Here is an 18,121-nt window from a genome sequence, read left to right on the forward strand (position 1 = left end):
CCTGTTAATAAACAGGGGCGCTTTTTTTGTTAGAGGCCGCAGCGATGTGTGATTTGTTTCTTTTGTAAATTTTCTTCCAGATGCTATTCCACCTTGGGCATCGTGTACCTGCCGACAACGAGCACGAAGTGGTCCAGCGCGGTGGATCAAGGCGTCTACAATGGAGGCGGCGTTGCCGAGGGTGCATATGTGGCCGTAGCCAAAGTAAGCGCAGGTAAAGCGGCTTTTATCGGCGATTCTTCCGCCGTTGAAGATGCGACACCGAAGTATAAGAAAGAAGAGGACGGCGGCACCAAAACGACGTATGCCGGCTACCAGGAGCAGAATGATGCCAAGCTGCTGGTGAATACGGTTAACTGGTTGGCAACAAAAGAAACTACACCAGCCTTACCCAAGTCGCAGGCCTTACTTTGGATAAAGCGACAACGCTGTATTCGTGGGAGCAGCCGGCGAACTCGACAGAACCGCAAGCCGAACCATGGGCTACGCCTGCTGCAGGTTATAAGTGGTGGGATCGCTCGACGTACAAGGCGGGTTCCTTTGGATACTCATCATCCACAAGCAATACGACCGACCCTGTCGCCTTTGTACATCAAGCACAATTGCCGAATCAAACCGTGTTCCAGGTGAAAGTTGTCCTTAACGGATTGACGCCGAATTCTACAGTTAGCAATTATAACCTCGGTATTTATAACGGTTTAGGCACGCAAGTGGCCAAGGTGCAAAATAGTGATGGCACATGGCCATCCGCTTACGGCTACAGCGCCAACTTCTCCTTGACGGCAAATGCCAGCGGCCATGCAAAGAAAGTCTTGAATATGCAAATCAATTCAAGCATCTCCGGCGCCGCGAATATGCGCCTCAGACAGAGCACAACAGCTAAATTAACGGAAGTCGTCACGATTGCCGATGTGCTGGCGCAGCCGCTGCCGTAATCCGCATTTCCTAGCGCTCGCCTGTCAGGCGGGGGCTAGTTTTTGTTTTGTTCACAAATCATGTGAAGATATTGCGAACAGGTGACGTTAGTGGGATCGCTTTCTTGTCCCGCGATGGTGAATTCGGTATACTGGAGGAAGTGATTTTATTTACTATGTCGGAGGGGTTCCATGTACAGCGTAATGATTTTCTTACATGTGGTAAGTGCCTTATTGTTAGGCGCCTATGTCGTATTTCCATTTCTCGCTAGTCGTGCTTCCACGCTTTCCGGTGCTGCTCTAGAGAGCTTTGTCGGTTTGCTCCGCTCCTTTAACCGGGTTGGTCAATTCGCTTTGATCGTCGCTTTCCTGACAGGCGGCGCAATGATCAGCCAAATCGAGCCTCGTCCGTCGGTGGCTTGGATGGTGCTGGCGATTGTTCTGCTGCTGATCATCGGTGCGATGACAGGCATGATGGGCGCTAGAATGAAGAAGCTGATCGAGGCTGGTAAAGCGGGCGGCAGCACAGCGGCAGACGCAGCGAAGGTCAAAACGTTCAGCTGGATTGCAGCGATTGCGACGATCGTAGCCGTGCTGATTATGACAAATCCGCAGTTGTTGGCGTAATGAATAAGGGCTGGGCTTGAAGGACATTGGATCCTTCAGGCTCAGCCCTTTTACCATGATTGAGCATCCAGGCCGCAAACGCCGCCAACGCCAGATCAATTCAACGTGATTTCATCCAACGTTTTTTCAAAGGATGCGCTCATATGCTCAAGGAAGTAGTCGACTTCCGGCATATTCATCTTTTGCAGGCTCTCCAGAATTTGCTGCTTGGCAACGATAAATTCGCGGTTGCCGGTGGACAACTCGGTCAAGCACTTGATGTACGCTTCAAGCAAGTCGGCTGCTTTCACCCAGCGGTAAAGCTCCGGATCGTGATGTTTAATGAGATCCCGGTACACGTGGCTGATGGCTGCCGGAATCGTGTCGAGCAGCTTCTCCACGGCAACATCTTCAATTTCGCGAAAATTGCGCAAAATGGATTCGTTATTATGCTTTACCGGCTGCGGGATATCTCCCGTCAGCACTTCGGAAGCATCGTGGAACAAAGCCATCGAAACCACGCGGTCTGTCGGCACATTGCGGCCGTACACTTCATTGGCTATGGTGCACAGCATGTGGGCAATCGCAGAGACATAAAAGGAATGCTCAGCCACCGTATCCCGGCGCATGTTCCACATAAGACTCCAACGATCGATATATTTCAATCGGTATAAATAAGCAAAAAAGTGATGATTCATCGTAGCACTCAGACTCCTTTTATGATTTTACGCTCGGCGTCTCCCGCTCGGCCACCTTGCTGGTGGCGGGGCTGTAGACGAGCGGCAGCCCAATCAGCGCTTGCAGGTCGTCAAGCGCAATCGTGATCCGCCCGTGCTCGCGCAGCACGGGCTCGCGCAAAGCCACGCGCGTCCCATCTAAGCGCGTGGCACTCCCGGCATTCACCTCCAGGGTGAATGCCTGTCCCCGCAGGCGGAGCTGCAGCGCCCCGCCTGTTTGCACTGCGCTGCCGCCAAGCTGCTCGGCGGCGGCAGCGGCATCTACGCGCAGCGCGGCGTTGCCCGGCTGCGCGACGATGCGGCGCTGGATCGAGCGGTGCAGCAGCTCCGGCGTAATGCCGGGGCTGCCCGCGTTGATCCGCGGGATGAGCAGGCGATCGCGGCTGCGCGTCGCCATGTCGGGCTGGATCGTGAAGGCGTAGCGGATGCCAGCCTGCTGAACGAGCTGGACAGCCTCCGGCGAGGAGATGCCGTAAGGATACGCCATCGTATCCAGCGGCCTGTCGGTGAGGCCCTTCAGCTTGCCGACACACGCATTCGCATCGCTGGATATGCGCTGCTGATAGGCGACGTCAGTTAACGGTTGGCCGCTGTCATCGAATTTGCCGACAAGCGCAGCCTCGCCGTTCGGCAGCTTGTGGTGCAGATTATCGGTGTGACAGCCGACATCGATGAAATTGGTATCATGCGTCATCTCGCTGATCTGCTCCTTCGACATGGAAGGAATGTAAGAGGCCAGCGGATCGGCCAAGTCCGTCGTAATGACGAAGTTAACGGCGGGGATGCGCAAGCTTTTTAAGATCGGGTAGGCGGATGTAAAGAAGCTTTGATATCCGTCATCGAACGTGACGAGAACCGCATTGGAAGGAACCGTAGCTCCGTCCATGAATTGTTTGAACTCATTTAATGAAATAAAATGATAGCCTTTGTCCAGCAAAGACTGCAATTGATTCTGGAAAAGCTCGCTCGTGATCGTGCTGGAACTCGTGTCGGTGTCATGGATATGATGGTACATGAGCACGGCCACCTGATCCTGATAATAAACTTGACTGCTGGACCTTCCCGCCTGCAGCGGCGTCAGCAGCACACTCATGCCGATGATGCCGAGCAGCACGGTGATGGCGATTCTTTTATACATGTCAGGGAATCTCCTTGTTTTCCTCACAACTCTATCGAACAGACTATGTAAGGTATGATATAATAGATGACGGTTGTTTAAAATGATTATTAATAATTTTCCTACATTTTCCTTCAAATGAGAGAGGAGCCAGACATCATTATGCAACATTTTTATCAAAGCGTGTATGATTTAATCGTTGAAACGTCCACGAACCTCCCTGGCGACGTGCGCCGTGCGGTACAAGCGGCTCAAGAGCGTGAGGATGCAGGTACGCGTTCCGCGTTGTCCCTATCCCGCATTGCCGATAACATTCATATGGCGGAGTGCAATGTATCCCCGATTTGCCAGGATACCGGCATGCCAACGTTTATTATACACTGTCCGGTTGGAGCAAACCAAATCATCATGAAGAAGCAAATTCTTGAAGCGGTCGCGAATGCAACCAAAGCAAGTAAGCTTCGCACGAACTCTGTGGATTCGCTTACGGGCGCGAACAGCGGTGACAACCTTGGACCAGGGACGCCGGTCATTCACTTCGAGCAGTGGGAACGTGAAGAGATCGAAGTGAAGCTGATCCTCAAAGGCGGCGGCTGTGAGAATAAGAACATTCAATACAGCTTGCCGATGGAAATAGAAGGTTTGGGCAAAGCAGGCCGCGATCTGGACGGCATCCGCAAATGCATCATGCATGCGGTGTATCAAGCGCAAGGCCAAGGCTGCAGCGCCGGCTTCATCGGCGTGGGCATCGGCGGCGACCGGACGAGCGGTTATGAGCTGGCGAAGCATCAATTATTCCGCCACGTTGACGATGTGAACCCGCATCCTGAATTGCGCCAATTGGAAGAATATGTTATGGAATATGCGAATACACTCGGCATCGGTACCATGGGCTTCGGCGGTCAAGTTTCGCTGCTCGGCTGTAAAGTTGGCGTGATGAACCGTTTGCCGGCTAGCTTCTTTGTTTCCGTTGCTTACAACTGCTGGGCATTCCGCCGCCAAGGCGTTCTGTTGAACGCCGAAACTGGTGAAATCAACGGCTGGTCGTACCCGCGCGGTACTGAAGTTTCCTTCGAAGCCGCTTATGAAGCGGGCCAGCAAGCGGCGAAGAACGTCAGTGAAGAGCGTCGTGAGATCGTGTTGACGACACCAATCTCGGAAGAGCAAATCCGCCAGTTGAAAGTCGGTGATGTGGTCGTCATCAATGGTACGATGCATACAGGACGTGACGCGCTGCACAAATATTTGATGGATCATGACGCTCCGGTCGATTTGAACGGCGCAGCGATTTACCACTGCGGTCCGGTCATGAGCAAAGACGAAGCCGGCGAATGGCATGTGAAGGCGGCAGGGCCGACGACAAGTATTCGCGAGGAGCCTTATCAAGGCGATATCATTAAAAAGTTCGGCATCCGCGCAGTCATCGGCAAAGGCGGCATGGGTCCGAAAACGCTCGCTGCGCTGAAAGAGCACGGTGGCGTTTACCTGAACGCGATCGGTGGTGCTGCACAGTACTACGCGCAATGCTTCAAAAAAGTCGAAGGCGTGGACTACATGGAGTTCGGTATTCCGGAAGCGATGTGGCATTTGGAGACGGAAGGTTTCGCTGCAATTGTCACTATGGATTCCCACGGCAACAGCTTGCATGCCGATGTAGAGAAGAATTCGATGGAGAAATTGACAGCTTTGAAAGAGCCAGTGTTTAAATAAGCGTTCTTTACAAAAAAAATACTGGATTGTGCGTAAAAGAAAGGGTTACTATGTAATGTAGCCCTTTTTCTTTTTTCATCCTTGGCAATGATTGCCTATCATCGGAGGATAGACGCATGACGAAGTTCCGCGCGAAATTAACACTGATTTTGATTTTGTTAATCGGTTGCTCCATGCTGATTGTCGGTTTATTTATGGCAAAGGTGCTGGAGGACTCCCACATTCAAGCTTTAGAAGACAATATGGAACGTGAGCTCAAAGTGATCCTGGCGACAGGCGATTGGACGCGCAATGGCTCGGATAGCGAACTGATGTCTTATTACACCGAGCAAGCCAAACGCATCAAAGCATCGACGGATTCAAGATTGACTTATGTGCGCGCGGATGGACGCGTACTCGGGGATTCCGATCAAAGCCCGGAGCAGATGGATAATCACTTGACCCGTCCGGAGATTGTAACCGCTGCAGCCAATGGGGTTGGCTATACAACCCGTTATAGCGACACGCTGAAGGAGAACATGCTCTATGCCGCCATACCGGTGAAGAAAGGCGAGCAAATCACAGGCTATATCCGCCTGGCGATGAGTTTAGAGCAAGTGGACCGATCGATTCTCCACTTGTGGTATTTTCTGATTTCGGGGCTCGCGATTTTGTTCGTGATTGCCGGTATTGTCAGCTACAGGATCGCCAAGGGCATTACACGGCCTATTGAGAAGATGACCCGGGTTGCCAAGCAAATCACGAATATGAACTATGAATCACGCGTGCCCGCTTACTCCAATGACGAGGTTGGGCAGCTGGGCCAAGCGATCAACCGGATGTCGGAAAGCTTGCAGCAGCAGATGGCGCGCATTCAAGAGAACGAACGCCGCTTGCAAGGCGTTATGGAGAACATGATCAGCGGAATTATGATGATCGACCGCGAGGAGCGGATTGTGCTGCTGAATCCGGCAGGGGAAGATATTCTCGGCTTTTCGGCGCAGGAGCTGCTCGGGAAGAAATATAATGAAGCCAAACAGCAGTATGAATTCACAAAGCTCATTCAGGAATGTATCGAAACGCGGGAGCCGATCAGCGACGAGATGATTTTCTATTATCCGGCGGAAATGATCCTGGAGATCAACCTGATTCCGATTGCCCATGAAGATGAAGAATGGTCCGGGGTTCTCGTGGTTCTTCACGATACGACGGCAGTTCGCAGGCTCGAGCGCATGCGCAGCGAGTTTGTAGCTAATGTGTCGCATGAGCTGAAAACGCCGATTGCCGCGGTCAAGGGATTTGCCGAGACGTTGCTCGCTGGGGCTTTGAATGACAAGGATACAGCGGTATCGTTCCTGCAAATCATTTTTGATGAGAGCGAGCGTTTGAACCGGTTGATCGGCGACATTCTGGAGCTGTCCAAAATTGAGTCGAAGCGGATTCCGATGCATTTTTCACCGATCTATATGCCGGAGTTTTTGGAGAAGACCGTAAGCGTCCTCCGCAAAGAGGCGGAGAAGAAACATATCGAGCTGAGCTTGTATGTGGATGAAGATATTTATATTGAAGCGGATGAAGACAGGCTGCGCCAAATCCTGATTAACCTGCTGTCCAACGGGATCAATTACACCCAAGACGGCGGCAAGGTGAAAGTTCGCGTAGAGCCGCTGGAAATGAATGGGGACGGCGACTACGAGCGTCTGCGGATTATCGTGTCAGATACGGGCATCGGCATTCCGAAGAAAGACCTGCCGCGTATTTTCGAACGGTTCTATCGCGTGGACAAAGCGCGCTCCCGCAGTTCAGGCGGCACGGGCTTGGGCTTGTCGATCGTGAAACATTTGGTGGAGCTGCACAAAGGCACCATTCGTGTCGACAGTGAAGTCGGCGTAGGCACTAAATTTACGATTGAACTGCCGGTCATCCACTAATTGACACCACATTTTCAGAGATTTTTACATTCTCTTTACAATGCTGTGGTACAATGAAAATATGCAAAGTTAATAAACTGTAAATCGAGGGATACCATGGCACAAAAAATACTCGTCATTGAAGATGAACCGACACTAGCGCGGCTGCTTTCTTATAACCTGTCACAAGAAGGTTATGATACGAAGGTGGTTGATCATGGCGGTGATGGACTTCAAGAGGCTTTGCAGCAGACTTACGATTTAATCATCCTGGATATTATGCTGCCTGGACTGAACGGCTTTGAGGTATTAGCCAAGCTAAGGCAAAAGGGGAACAGCACGCCGGTGATCATTTTGACGGCACGCAATGCTGAGGATGAAGTGGTTCAAGGTTTGAAGCACGGTGCTGACGATTATATTACGAAGCCATTTGGCGTAGCCGAGCTGCTCGCGAGGGTGTCTGCCGTTCTGCGCAGAACGCAGTCGGAAGATACTTCAGCGGATAAACATAAATCGAATGAAAAGCTGATTCAAGCCGGAGAATTGATGATTTATCCGGAGAAATATGAAGTGGTGCTGAACGGGGAGTCGATTCCGCTCAGACCGAAGGAATTTGAAGTGCTGCTGTACTTGGTTCAGCGTCCGGGTGTTGTCGTCACGCGGGACGATCTGATGAATATCGTCTGGGGCTTTGACTATATCGGTGGACAGCGGACGGTTGACGTGCACGTCAGCTCGCTGCGCAAGAAGCTGGAGATGAACCAACAGTCCGTGAAGATCGATTCCATTCGCGGCGTCGGTTACAAGCTGGTGGCAAATATCGTGAAAAAATAATGAGCCTTGGGTTTGCTGCGCAGACAGTGACCCAGGCTCATTTTTGCGCGCAGACGACATACACCAGCTCGTGGAGCGGCTGGGAGCGGACCACGGAAGCATGCGCCGTCAGCCATGCCATCAAGTCGCTGTGCACCGGGTACAGCTCGACTTGATCGTGCATCATCGGCAGCTCTTGCGCGCCGGAGCGGGTCAGCGAAGCGATGAACGTATGCGCTTCGTCAGGGGTGCGCAGCATGTAATCGGCTAGGCACAAGGTGCCGTCCGGCTTTAGGACGCGCAGCATCTCGCTCCAGGCCAGCTCGCGCTGGGCCGCTGTCAGATGATGCAGAGCGAACGAGCTGACGACGAGGTCAAACTGGCCGTCCATGTAGGGGATAGCCAGGACGTTGCCCAGCTTCAGCTCGACTTCGGGATGCTTGCCGGCGCACGCTTTCAGCATCTGCCTGGACTGATCGATGGCCGCCATCGATGCGCCCAAGCGCTGCAGCATGCCTGCCAGATTGCCCGTGCCCGTGCCGACATCGAGGCCTCGGCAGCCGGGTGCAGGCGTGGCGAGTTCCGCTATGCGCTGCAGCGCGGCCTCGTAAGTCGCTTGCGGGGAAGCGTCCGCCGCCAGCTGCTTATCGAACTTCGATGCTCTGGCATCGAAGTTCCAATGATCGCGCCAGCTCCCGCGCAGGTCGCGCATCGCTTTGTTCTGCTGCGCCAGCTCGTACAGCTGCTCAGTAGGGACCTGCTGATTCAGCCCGGCGGCTTGAATCATGCGGTCCATCGTCCCGATCATCATCTTCATCTCGCTGAGTTGCTGGAACAGCATCGCCCGCTGCAGCTGCAGCGCGTCGATGAAGGCATCCTGGCTGTCGCCGTCCGCTTCGGCCAGGGTCCGGCCGATATCCGCTAGCGTCATGCCGACTTCGCGCAGCGATACGATCGTCTGCAGGCGCCAGGCGTCCTGCTCGGTATAGCGCCGGTAGCCGTTGTCCTTCATTTTGGCCGGGGACAACAGCCCCTTCTGTTCATAGAAGCGGATGGCCCGCTCGGTAATGCCAAGCTTGCGTGAAATCTCATGGATGAGCAAAGTAATTCCTCCAGAATGGCAAAATCGCATACATTTTTCGCCATATCAGAAATGTTCTTTTTGCTGTATTTTGCTATACTTTAATTGTAATAGTAGTATGGACAGGTGAAAAGGATAAGTTATCGACAAGCCCTAAATCTTAGGAGGAATGATGATGTCCAAAACGTATCGCATTGCGATCATCGGTTGCGGTGGAATCGCGAACGGCAAACACATGCCGAGCTTGAAGAAATTAAAGAATGTTGAAATGGTCGCTTTCTGTGATATCATTTCCGAAAAAGCGCATGAAGCGGCGGCTAAATATGGAACAAGCGAAGCTAAAGTATACGAAGACTATCGCGAGGTTTTGAAAGATAGCACGATTGATATCGTACATGTATGTACGCCGAATGATTCCCACGCCGAGATTGCAATTGCTGCGCTGGAAGCGGACAAGCACGTAATGTGTGAGAAGCCGATGGCGAAGACAGCTGCTGACGCTCGCCGCATGGTGGAAGCTGCGAAGCGTACAGGCAAGAAATTGACGATCGGCTACAACAACCGTTTCCGTCCAGACAGCCAACATCTGCATAACCTGTGCGAAGACGGCGAACTGGGTGAAGTTTACTTTGCTAAAGCGCATGCGATTCGTCGCCGTGCGGTTCCGACTTGGGGCGTATTCCTCGATGAAGAGAAGCAAGGCGGTGGCCCGCTGATCGATATCGGTACGCATGCGCTTGACTTGACGCTGTGGATGATGAACAACTACGAGCCAAAAGTCGTTCTGGGTACATCCTACCACAAGCTGTCCCAACGCGAAAACGCAGCAAATGCTTGGGGCCCTTGGGATCCGTCCAAGTTCACAGTGGAAGATTCCGCATTTGGTATGATTACGATGAAGAATGGCGCAACTATTATTCTCGAATCCAGCTGGGCGCTGAACTCCCTTGAAGTGGACGAAGCGAAATGTACGCTTTGCGGTACAGAAGGCGGAGCTGACATGAAAGGCGGACTGCGCATTAACGGTGAGAAACATAGCCGTTTGTTCCAAACGGATGTGGATCTGAAAGCCGGCGGCGTAGCGTTCTATTCCGGCGATACGGAAAGCGCGCCTGATCTGGAAATGCGCATGTGGATCCAAGCGATCGAGAATGACACGGATCCAGTAGTTACACCTGAGCAAGCTTGCGTCGTTTCCGAGATTCTTGAAGCGATTTATGAATCGGCGAAAACAGGCAAAGCGGTTTATTTCGACTAATAATCGACGAATACAAAATCCTCTTCTTCCGATGATGGGCATCGGTGGGAGAGGATTTTTTTATAATTGCGGCATTGACGAGAAACGCTATTTTAAGTAAGATTAGCTCGATTCCTATATGACATCATGTCAATTACAAGGAGGCACCTATGTTCACTGAACCGTATCACTATACCCGGGCGTTTGCGGAACAATTGGATGGGCAGGACGAATTAGCCCGTTTTCGGGATGAATTTTATTTGAATCCAGACTCGATTTATATGGATGGCAACTCGCTGGGGCTGTTGTCCAAACGTGCGGAGCAATCGCTGCTGCGCGTCGTTGATGCTTGGAAAACGAGAGGCATTGACGGGTGGACGCAAGGCGAGCATCCTTGGTTCTATATGGCCGAACAATTGGCAGCCCTAAGCGCGCCGCTCGTTGGAGCTGCCGCTGACGAAGTGATTGTGACGGGTTCCACGACGACGAACCTGCATCAGCTGGTCGCTACGTTTTATAAGCCGGAAGGGTCGCGCACCAAAATTGTTGCGGATGCTTTGAACTTCCCTTCCGATATCTATGCGCTGCAAAGCCAGCTGCGTCTGCATGGACTCGATCCGGCGGAGCATCTAATCCAGGTGCAGAGCCGTGACGGGCGCCTGATTGAGGAAGCGGATATCATTGCGGCCATGACGGAGGAAGTGGCGTTAGTGATCTTGCCGACCGTGCTGTACCGCAGCGGGCAGCTGCTCGATATGGAACGGTTAACGGCTGAGGCTCACGCCAGAGGTATTCTCATAGGCTTCGACGGCTGCCACTCGGTTGGCGCGGTTCAGCACCATTTTAGTCAGTGGGGCGTAGACTTCGCGTATTGGTGCAATTATAAATATTTGAACAGCGGTCCGGGCGGCGTTGGCGGGCTTTATGTCAATCGTAAGCATTTTGGCCGTATGCCTGGCCTCGCGGGATGGTTTGGCTCGAGCAAAGATAAGCAATTCGATATGGAGCATCGATTTGTTCCGGCGGCGGACGCGGGTGCTTATCAGATCGGCACGCCGCATATCATCAGCATGGCGCCGCTCATTGGCTCGCTGGAAATGTTCGCCGAGGCGGATCTTACAAGGCTGCGCCAAAAGTCGCTGAAGATTACCTCTTATATGATGGGCCTCATCGAGCAAGAATTAAGCGGTATGGGCTTCACGATCGGAAATCCGCGAGACGATCAGCGCCGAGGCGGACATGTCAGCTTAGAGCATGCTGAAGCAGCCCGCATCTGCAAAGCGCTCAAAGAGAACGGCGTCGTTCCGGATTTTCGCGCGCCGAACATTATTCGCCTTGCGCCGATTGCACTTTACTCCACCTACGGGGATGTATGGGATACGGTGCAGCGCTTGAAGACGATTATGACCGATAAGCTTTACGAGAAGTTTGAAAATACGCGCGATGTTGTCGCTTAAGTGAGGGTGTTAAAGCATGACGTTGATCGATATTTCCCGCCCGCTGCGCAGTGGGGTTCCTACATGGCCTGGGGATACGCCTTTTCACTACGAGGTCGTCTGGAGCAAGGAGCAGAGCGGGTCTGTCAATGTAGGCAAGCTGACGATGAGCATTCATACGGGGACCCATGTGGATGCTCCGTTTCATTTTGACAATGAGGGCCGTAAAATGATCGATTTAAGCCCTGAGCTGTACGTGGGACTGGCGCGCGTCATCGATGTATCGGGGAAGGCCAGCATCGGAGCCAAAGACTTGGCGGCGCTTCCGCTTGCAGGTGTCACTCGTCTGCTGCTGCGCACGGCTTCGTGGACGAATCCGGATGAATTTCCGGCGGAAATTACATATCTGGAGGAGGATCTGGGCCCTTTTTTGGCAGAAAAAGGGATTCGCTTGATCGGCGTCGACGTGCCTTCGGTCGATCCACTGGACAGCAAAGTGCTGTCAGCCCATCACAGTCTGCATGCGCATGACATTCATATACTGGAAGGGATTGACCTCGAGCGCGTCGCACCTGGCGATTATGAATTAATGGCGCTGCCGCTACCGCTCGTCGACAGCGACGGGAGCCCTGTCCGCGCCGTACTCCGGCCTTTGTCCGCAACGGACTGATTATGTAAACAAGGAGATAACCTCATGACCCATTCAGAGAAGCACGAATCATCCCGGCCGCAAGCAGGGGATTCTTCGATCCATCAAGATTTTTCCAAAGAGATGTCCTATGGTGATTACTTGCAATTGGATAAAATTTTGAACAGCCAGACCCGGCTATCCGGTCATCACGATGAAATGCTGTTTATCATTATCCATCAAGCGAGCGAGCTGTGGATGAAGCTGATTCTGCATGAGCTGGAGGCGGCGCGCAGCGTTATTCTGCAGAATCAGCTCGATGCGGCGTTCAAGATGCTGGCCCGCGTCTCCAAAATCCAACAGCAGCTGATCCAGTCCTGGGATGTGCTGTCGACGCTGACACCCGCGGAATACATGGAGTTCCGCAGCAGTTTGGGGCGCTCCTCGGGCTTCCAGTCGTATCAGAACCGGCTGATCGAGTTCATGCTTGGCAATAAGCAGACTAAAGTGCTGGCCGTCTATGAGCACGAGCCAGAGCTGTTTGCGCAGCTGAACGAGGCGCTGCATGCGCCAAGTCTTTATGATGCTTCGATCCAGGCCTTGTCCATGCGCGGCATCGAAGTTGATCCGGCGTGCCTGCAGCGCGACTGGTCGCAGGAGTATCAGGAAAACGACAGCGTGAGAGCGGCGTGGCTGACGGTGTATCAAGATGTGGAGCGCTATTGGGATCTGTACGAGCTGGCGGAAAAGCTGGTGGACATCGACAGCCGTCAACAACAGTGGCGATTCAACCATATGACGACCGTAGAGCGGGTGATCGGTTTCAAAACCGGAACCGGCGGCTCTTCCGGCGTGGACTATTTGAAACGCGTCGTGGCGCAGCGTTATTTCCCGGAGTTGTGGAGCTTGCGCACTGTATTGTAATAAAACAAAGCCCTGTGCGAATAATGAGCGCAGGGCTTTGTTTGTATGCGATTTAAGTTCTGGGCTTCTTGAAATAGATTTTGAGATACTGGAAAAATGCCAGTGTCAAGGTAATGACTGTGATATAGACAGGAAAGGAGTAGAAAAATCTCCATCCTTTGTAGGTGTATACATGGCATAGTACGGCGAGCCCTTCAAATGCCGTGGAAAATATCGCAGATGCTACAACATACAGAACGATGCTCAACCCCCTCAGCTGCTGCCTGTCATAGACGTAGACGCAAAAATACGCAAACGGGGGATACAAGAACCAGGTAAAGAAGTCAAACAGCTCATAGTAAGGGGTATCGTTTACATCGTATAGATCATAAGGCGGCTGCATCCAAACGACATCGACGATTTTCACGATGCTGATGCTGAGCAGGAGAACGAGGATGACGACCGATTTCGGAAATCTTGGCGGCAGCCTGAACATGATGCCATAGCCGAGAGCAAGCGTGATGAGGATGAACCACTCATTGAGATCAAATTTGACAGGAAGCAAAATCAATACTTTCTCACATCCTTCAGGCTCAGACTGCGGAAGAAGCAGTTTAAGATATAGAGAACAAGGAGGATTGCACACCATTCTACATATAAAAAGAGGATATGCCACGATCCCCGTGGAAGGTCGATTAAACGATCAAACAGATAGTCCGTTATCACCAGGCAAGTAATCCCTAGGACGCATGTTGCCAGCCTGTAGCCCCAAGTGCGGGGAATGGAAAGGCGGTCCATAATCCATATGGAAAATATAGGAAAAATAATAAAGCGGATGCAAAAATAGGACCAAATATGAACCGTATTGGGATCATTGGTCAGCCGTTCGGCTCGCGCTGAGATAACTCCGAGGAAATCTCCGTAGATGAGGATAAATACCATCCAATTGAACAGGATTTCGAACAGATGCATGTTTTTTGGTTGCAGGACAAAAAACAGAAGAAGGATCAAGCTAACAGATAGTACGATTGCGATAGCCAACGCGGATCCTCCCTAAATAGGTCTGAAAGTTACTAACTTTTTCTCTGAATGTTAGTGTCACCCTATTTAGAGTCGTATATGTGCGCTAATGTTGAAAAAAGCCCTCTTGGCAGAGGGCCGACGCTTCTATTCAGTTGGCGCGAAATAGCTGGCAAAGCGGCTGGAGAAGCGTTTTGCCATCCAGCTGCAAACCTCCCATAGATCGCTGACAGGCTGCTTGGTAAATGGCAGGGTGTGCAAATATCCGGGTGGTCCGTATTCCGGGGTCATCGTTACAAATGGCCGATGCTCCGCCTGACTTTGCACGAGCACCGCCTCCCAGAACGCTTCGTGCACATAAAGCTCCCGCTCAAATTCCGGCGCGGCTGGATGCGGCACTTGCGGGCCTTGCGGATATCCGACGCGCGCGTGAATATGCAGCGTACGCTGAGCGGCCAGCTGCAGCGCTTCGGCGTGGTCATCCAGGTACGATTCGCAGACGCACAGCCAGTGGCTAATATCCGCCGTCAGCTTCAGCTCGGGGAATTCCCGCAGCAGCGCGGCCGTTGTCCACGGCGTAAAAAGCGGACGGCCGCGATGGGTCTCGTGCCCGATCGGGACGCCAAGCGAGGCTTCAACATTCAGGGCGGCATCGTAAAACTGCCTGAGCTGGTCGCGGTCGAAGCTGTCTTTGCCCCCGTGCGCATCTACCAGAATGGCGCCATAATGGGTGGCGTACGCCACTTGCTCCTTAAAGCTATGGATATGATCTTCTGCGCTGTTTCCCTTTGTGATGACTTGCGCAATCAACTCCAGTTTATATTGCGCTAACAGGCGGGACAGCTCCTCCCGATTATCCATATAGCCGATGGCGGCTTCAACACCGGTGTAGCCGGCTTCCGCGATTTGCTGGATTTGCGATTCGAGCGAACCGTTCATCCCCCATAAAGATTTGATTAGCTTAAGCTGCATGGCGCCTCCTTATTTGTGCGTTGCTGAATAAGCAACGGGATTTAAATGGCTGGCAGCGGGCTGGCCTGGCAGGCAGCCGGGCAGCCAAGCGTCCAGATCGCTTTTGCGCGCATTGCTGTCGGGTTCCGCTACTTGGGTACCGTCTGCATAATAAATGATTGTTATCACTTTGCGCATCGTTTCCGTCGGATTGCCTGGCGCGCTGTGCAGTGTCCAACCGGCATGGAATGTGGCGTCACCGGCTGCCATGGCGCCGTGGTTCACTTTCTCGTAGCCTTTGGCATCGATGAATTGCTGCAGCGTGCGGTGCGACTCATCGGAGATCACCGTCTTGCTGATGTAGCCGGCCTCTTGCGATTTGGAGGCGAAGGTCATCGAGCCGACTTCCACAGAAATAGGCACGAGCGGCATCCACATCGTGATCGTATTGGCGGTATCGAGCGGCCAGTAGATTTGATCCTGGTGCCATGGAGTGTGGCCGCCGCCCGGTTCTTTATAAAGCGCTTGGTCATGATAAATGCGCACAGCTTCCACGCCCATCAACTCGGCGGCGATTTTGGCAAAGCGGCGGGCAAGCACGAAGCGGGCGACTTCCTCGCTTTTTTTCCACAGATTCGTAATCTGGATAAAAGCTTTCCCATACGTATCCCTTTCATGGAGCGGCTTGTCTTGTTTATTGAGCTTTTGGACCCATTGGCTCATGATCGGTTCGTAAATGCCAATTTCTTCGGCGGAGGCTACGCCGCGCAGCACAATGTGGCCATTCTCTTGATAGGATTGGATTTCCTGCCCGGTTAAGGCATAATCTTCATGCATAGCTGGCAGTTGGCTTAATTTTATTGGATCGTTCATGACAAGCTCTCCTCTCGGTTCTCTTCTTTCATTATAAAAAAAGGAGGCGCCGCGGCGCTTTGTCACGCTCACTTCGTTGTTTGTCAAAAACGACTGTACTTTGGCTTCACGTTCATGATATGTTCGAGGAAAATGATGTGCAGGAGCCGATGATGATGCAGCAGCGTTTAACGGAAAAAGAGGTTCATCCCCCGATCGTGCCCTTCGTCCGGGATTGTGATTATGCGGTTCGGCACCCGTGGCGATCTCCGGAGCGGAGGCTGCTCGACTATCTCCTCGTTTACGTGCAGGAAGGGGAGTGCCGTTTTATAGTCGATGGTGCTGTCTATCGTTTGCAGCGCGGCGAATTTTGTCTAATTCAACCGGGCAGCTTGGTTGATTTGGAAGGGGTGACCGACACGATAACCCCCTATGCACACTTTGATGTGTTCTATAACGAGGAGCGGGAGCTGAGCTTTCCGACAAGGCCCGGGCAAATTGATCTGGCCGCCTACCGTTCTCTGCTACAGCCGCGGCTGGACGATACTTACGCGATTCAAGTCCCTGTGCGCTTGAAGCTGCGCAATCCGGAAAAGGCGAGAGACCATCTGATCCAGCTGATCGAGCGCTGGCAGGAAGGCACGACAATAGCCAAGTTAAAAGTCCAGCATTTGGCGACGGAGATCATTCTGGCTCTCCTGGAGGAGCATCTGCCCCACGAGCGTGCCGCCAACAGCGCGTCTCCGGCGCTGAATTGGATCACTTCGTATTTTTCGCTTCACTTGAGCGAGCCTCTTTCGGTCCAGGATATGGCGGAGCGCGCCAGCTTGTCCCCTTCCCGGTTCAGCGCTTTGTTTAAGCGCCAATACGGGGTGAGCCCGCACCAGTATCTGCTCGCGATGCGAATACGCCATGCCAAGGAGCTGCTGGAGACGACGGACTACGCGCAGGAGGTCGTGGCGGAGTATTGCGGGTTTGCCGACATCCACCACTTCTCCAAGGCGTTCAAGAAGAACACCGGCACAACGCCGGGATTATGGCGGAAACAGAAAGGCTGATGCCGATGTAGCGGAAGAGCACGGTAAAACAGAAAGGCTGATGCCGATGTAGCGGAAGAGCACGGTAAAACAGAAAGGCTGATGCCGATGTAGCGGAAGAGCACGGTAAAGCAGAAAGGCTGATGTTGATGTAGCGGAAGAGCACGATAAAAGCAGAAATTCTGATGCCGATGTAACCAAGAGCACGGTAAAGCAGAAAAGCTGATGTTGATGTAGCGTATGCTTGCTGCTCGGTGACAGCCTTGTTTGTACTGTGGTGCATGCATGGTATACGTGTTGAGCTGGGGGGACGCTGAATGGCGTCAAGTTTGAGCGCTGCCTGGTTGGAGGTCAAGAATGGCGACGGTGCAGCGGGATATGCAGATTAGCTTTTGCGCCTCGTCGGAAATTTTTATTTCCCAGACCATCGTTTTCCGCCCTTTGTGCAGCGGTGTGGCGACAGCGGTCACGATGCCGTCTATTTTGCTTTTGATGTGGTTGGCGTTGATCTCCAGCCCCACGGCAGCATAGTTGCGGTAATCGATATTGATTTCCGAAGCGATGGAGGCAGCGGTTTCAGCCAACAGGACGGAGGCGCCCCCGTGCAAAATACCTGCAGGCTGATGCGTCTTTGGTCCAACTGGCATTGTCATGACCACGCGGTCCAGCTCCAGCTCCGCGATCTCGATGCCCAGCGCGGCGATGGCGGTGTTCTGCACGCGTTCTTTCATAAAGGTAATGAACGACTCAAGGTTCATACCGTACTTTTGATAAATTTGCTCGGACACAATCATGATGGAAGCCTCCTTCAATATGAGTAAGTTGCAATTTGCGGCTTGTGGCTGCTTGGCGCACAGTGCATCTGGCACGGGGAGCGGAGCCGCGTTGTGGAAGAGCAAAGAGGGCGCATCTGGGGTGTTCTGAAGCGGAATCCTCGCTTTAGAGGAGCGCATTAGAGCCGGTGAAGTTCCGCCGCTGCGGGGCTCTCTAGCTAACTAGAATTATAACATGGATAAGATTACCAGATATCTTTAATTACGACGAACCCCTTTTCAAGCACCACTTTACTAATTTCCGCCTCTCCGAGAAGACAAGCTGACTCTGTTTCCAATCCAATTAAGGCTAGCTCGCCACAAACCCTCTGTTTTCAACCCAATTAAGCTAACTCCAAATCCCCCTCAGGTTTTCAT

At 52.6% G+C, this 18,121-nt stretch carries 16 protein-coding genes and 1 pseudogene; 10 read left to right on the plus strand and 7 right to left on the minus strand.

What is annotated here, in order from left to right:
• Nucleotides 1-96 precede the first annotated feature (96 nt).
• Nucleotides 97-935 (plus strand): annotated as a pseudogene (locus tag O9139_RS12715) (DNA-binding protein); the annotation flags it as partial.
• A gap of 171 nt (nt 936-1,106) precedes the next feature.
• On the plus strand, nt 1,107-1,541 hold the full coding sequence (locus tag O9139_RS12720; protein ID WP_270879856.1) for a hypothetical protein: 435 nt from the start codon (nt 1,107-1,109) through the stop codon (nt 1,539-1,541).
• Nucleotides 1,542-1,636: 95 nt separating this feature from the next.
• On the opposite strand, the gene yfbR is transcribed toward O9139_RS12720, so the two are convergent.
• A complete protein-coding gene (gene yfbR, locus O9139_RS12725; RefSeq protein ID WP_270879857.1) occupies nt 1,637-2,218 on the minus strand; it encodes a 5'-deoxynucleotidase in 582 nt (193 codons plus the stop codon).
• A gap of 19 nt (nt 2,219-2,237) precedes the next feature.
• A complete protein-coding gene (locus O9139_RS12730) occupies nt 2,238-3,395 on the minus strand; it encodes a polysaccharide deacetylase family protein (protein ID WP_270879858.1) in 1,158 nt (385 codons plus the stop codon).
• Between the two features lie 141 nt (nt 3,396-3,536).
• On the opposite strand from O9139_RS12730, the gene O9139_RS12735 reads away from it, so the two are divergent.
• The 3 genes from O9139_RS12735 to O9139_RS12745 all read left to right on the plus strand — a co-directional run bounded on the left by O9139_RS12735 (nt 3,537) and on the right by O9139_RS12745 (nt 7,807).
• The gene (locus tag O9139_RS12735; protein WP_270879859.1) at nt 3,537-5,084 is read left to right on the plus strand and encodes a fumarate hydratase; all 1,548 of its coding nucleotides are present in this window, start codon (nt 3,537-3,539) and stop codon (nt 5,082-5,084) included.
• 116 nt (nt 5,085-5,200) lie between these two features.
• Complete coding sequence (gene pnpS / locus O9139_RS12740) at nt 5,201-6,994, plus strand: two-component system histidine kinase PnpS (protein WP_270879860.1); 1,794 nt, start codon at nt 5,201-5,203, stop codon at nt 6,992-6,994.
• A gap of 96 nt (nt 6,995-7,090) precedes the next feature.
• Entirely contained in the window at nt 7,091-7,807 is a 717-nt protein-coding gene (locus tag O9139_RS12745; protein WP_270879861.1) for a response regulator transcription factor, read from the plus strand.
• Between the two features lie 37 nt (nt 7,808-7,844).
• On the opposite strand, the gene O9139_RS12750 is transcribed toward O9139_RS12745, so the two are convergent.
• Entirely contained in the window at nt 7,845-8,888 is a 1,044-nt protein-coding gene (locus tag O9139_RS12750) for a MerR family transcriptional regulator (protein WP_270879862.1), read from the minus strand.
• Nucleotides 8,889-9,042: 154 nt separating this feature from the next.
• On the opposite strand from O9139_RS12750, the gene O9139_RS12755 reads away from it, so the two are divergent.
• From O9139_RS12755 to kynA, 4 genes are all read left to right on the plus strand, one after another.
• Nucleotides 9,043-10,125 carry a Gfo/Idh/MocA family protein gene (locus O9139_RS12755; protein WP_270879863.1) on the plus strand — a complete coding sequence of 361 codons (1,083 nt, stop codon included), beginning with the start codon at nt 9,043-9,045 and terminating at the stop codon, nt 10,123-10,125.
• 149 nt (nt 10,126-10,274) lie between these two features.
• Nucleotides 10,275-11,561 carry a kynureninase gene (kynU, locus tag O9139_RS12760; protein WP_270879864.1) on the plus strand — a complete coding sequence of 429 codons (1,287 nt, stop codon included), beginning with the start codon at nt 10,275-10,277 and terminating at the stop codon, nt 11,559-11,561.
• A 16-nt stretch (nt 11,562-11,577) separates the two neighbouring features.
• Nucleotides 11,578-12,210, plus strand: a complete 633-nt coding sequence (gene kynB, locus O9139_RS12765) for an arylformamidase (protein ID WP_270879865.1) — start codon at nt 11,578-11,580, stop codon at nt 12,208-12,210.
• Nucleotides 12,211-12,234: 24 nt separating this feature from the next.
• Nucleotides 12,235-13,092 carry a tryptophan 2,3-dioxygenase gene (gene kynA, locus O9139_RS12770; RefSeq protein WP_270879866.1) on the plus strand — a complete coding sequence of 286 codons (858 nt, stop codon included), beginning with the start codon at nt 12,235-12,237 and terminating at the stop codon, nt 13,090-13,092.
• A 52-nt stretch (nt 13,093-13,144) separates the two neighbouring features.
• On the opposite strand, the gene O9139_RS12775 is transcribed toward kynA, so the two are convergent.
• From O9139_RS12775 to O9139_RS12785, 3 genes are all read right to left on the minus strand, one after another.
• Nucleotides 13,145-13,642, minus strand: a complete 498-nt coding sequence (locus O9139_RS12775) for a hypothetical protein (RefSeq protein WP_270879867.1) — start codon at nt 13,640-13,642, stop codon at nt 13,145-13,147.
• A gap of 596 nt (nt 13,643-14,238) precedes the next feature.
• A complete protein-coding gene (locus O9139_RS12780) occupies nt 14,239-15,063 on the minus strand; it encodes a sugar phosphate isomerase/epimerase family protein (protein ID WP_270879868.1) in 825 nt (274 codons plus the stop codon).
• Nucleotides 15,064-15,072: 9 nt separating this feature from the next.
• Nucleotides 15,073-15,915, minus strand: coding sequence for a phytanoyl-CoA dioxygenase family protein (locus tag O9139_RS12785; protein ID WP_270879869.1), 843 nt, complete (start codon nt 15,913-15,915; stop codon nt 15,073-15,075).
• 59 nt (nt 15,916-15,974) lie between these two features.
• Between O9139_RS12785 and O9139_RS12790 the strand changes: the two genes are divergently transcribed.
• The gene (locus O9139_RS12790; RefSeq protein ID WP_270879870.1) at nt 15,975-16,952 is read left to right on the plus strand and encodes a helix-turn-helix domain-containing protein; all 978 of its coding nucleotides are present in this window, start codon (nt 15,975-15,977) and stop codon (nt 16,950-16,952) included.
• Nucleotides 16,953-17,254: 302 nt separating this feature from the next.
• Here O9139_RS12790 and O9139_RS12795 read toward each other — a convergent pair whose 3' ends face one another.
• Nucleotides 17,255-17,689, minus strand: a complete 435-nt coding sequence (locus O9139_RS12795; RefSeq protein WP_377526511.1) for a hotdog fold thioesterase — start codon at nt 17,687-17,689, stop codon at nt 17,255-17,257.
• Nucleotides 17,690-18,121 lie beyond the last annotated feature (432 nt).

Source organism: Paenibacillus aestuarii, from assembly GCF_027789125.1.
In the GTDB taxonomy this organism is placed as follows: Bacteria; Bacillota; Bacilli; order Paenibacillales; family NBRC-103111; genus Paenibacillus_E; species Paenibacillus_E aestuarii.

What these genes read in the sequence shown, in the direction of transcription:
- O9139_RS12720 (WP_270879856.1), top strand. Translation starts at nt 1,107, where the DNA reads ATGTACAGCGTAATGATTTTCTTACATGTGGTAAGTGCCTTATTGTTA.
- yfbR (WP_270879857.1), bottom strand. Translation starts at nt 2,218, where the DNA reads ATGAATCATCACTTTTTTGCTTATTTATACCGATTGAAATATATCGAT.
- O9139_RS12730 (WP_270879858.1), bottom strand. Translation starts at nt 3,395, where the DNA reads ATGTATAAAAGAATCGCCATCACCGTGCTGCTCGGCATCATCGGCATG.
- O9139_RS12735 (WP_270879859.1), top strand. Translation starts at nt 3,537, where the DNA reads ATGCAACATTTTTATCAAAGCGTGTATGATTTAATCGTTGAAACGTCC.
- pnpS (WP_270879860.1), top strand. Translation starts at nt 5,201, where the DNA reads ATGACGAAGTTCCGCGCGAAATTAACACTGATTTTGATTTTGTTAATC.
- O9139_RS12745 (WP_270879861.1), top strand. Translation starts at nt 7,091, where the DNA reads ATGGCACAAAAAATACTCGTCATTGAAGATGAACCGACACTAGCGCGG.
- O9139_RS12755 (WP_270879863.1), top strand. Translation starts at nt 9,043, where the DNA reads ATGTCCAAAACGTATCGCATTGCGATCATCGGTTGCGGTGGAATCGCG.
- kynU (WP_270879864.1), top strand. Translation starts at nt 10,275, where the DNA reads ATGTTCACTGAACCGTATCACTATACCCGGGCGTTTGCGGAACAATTG.
- kynB (WP_270879865.1), top strand. Translation starts at nt 11,578, where the DNA reads ATGACGTTGATCGATATTTCCCGCCCGCTGCGCAGTGGGGTTCCTACA.
- kynA (WP_270879866.1), top strand. Translation starts at nt 12,235, where the DNA reads ATGACCCATTCAGAGAAGCACGAATCATCCCGGCCGCAAGCAGGGGAT.
- O9139_RS12780 (WP_270879868.1), bottom strand. Translation starts at nt 15,063, where the DNA reads ATGCAGCTTAAGCTAATCAAATCTTTATGGGGGATGAACGGTTCGCTC.
- O9139_RS12785 (WP_270879869.1), bottom strand. Translation starts at nt 15,915, where the DNA reads ATGAACGATCCAATAAAATTAAGCCAACTGCCAGCTATGCATGAAGAT.
- O9139_RS12795 (WP_377526511.1), bottom strand. Translation starts at nt 17,689, where the DNA reads ATGAACCTTGAGTCGTTCATTACCTTTATGAAAGAACGCGTGCAGAAC.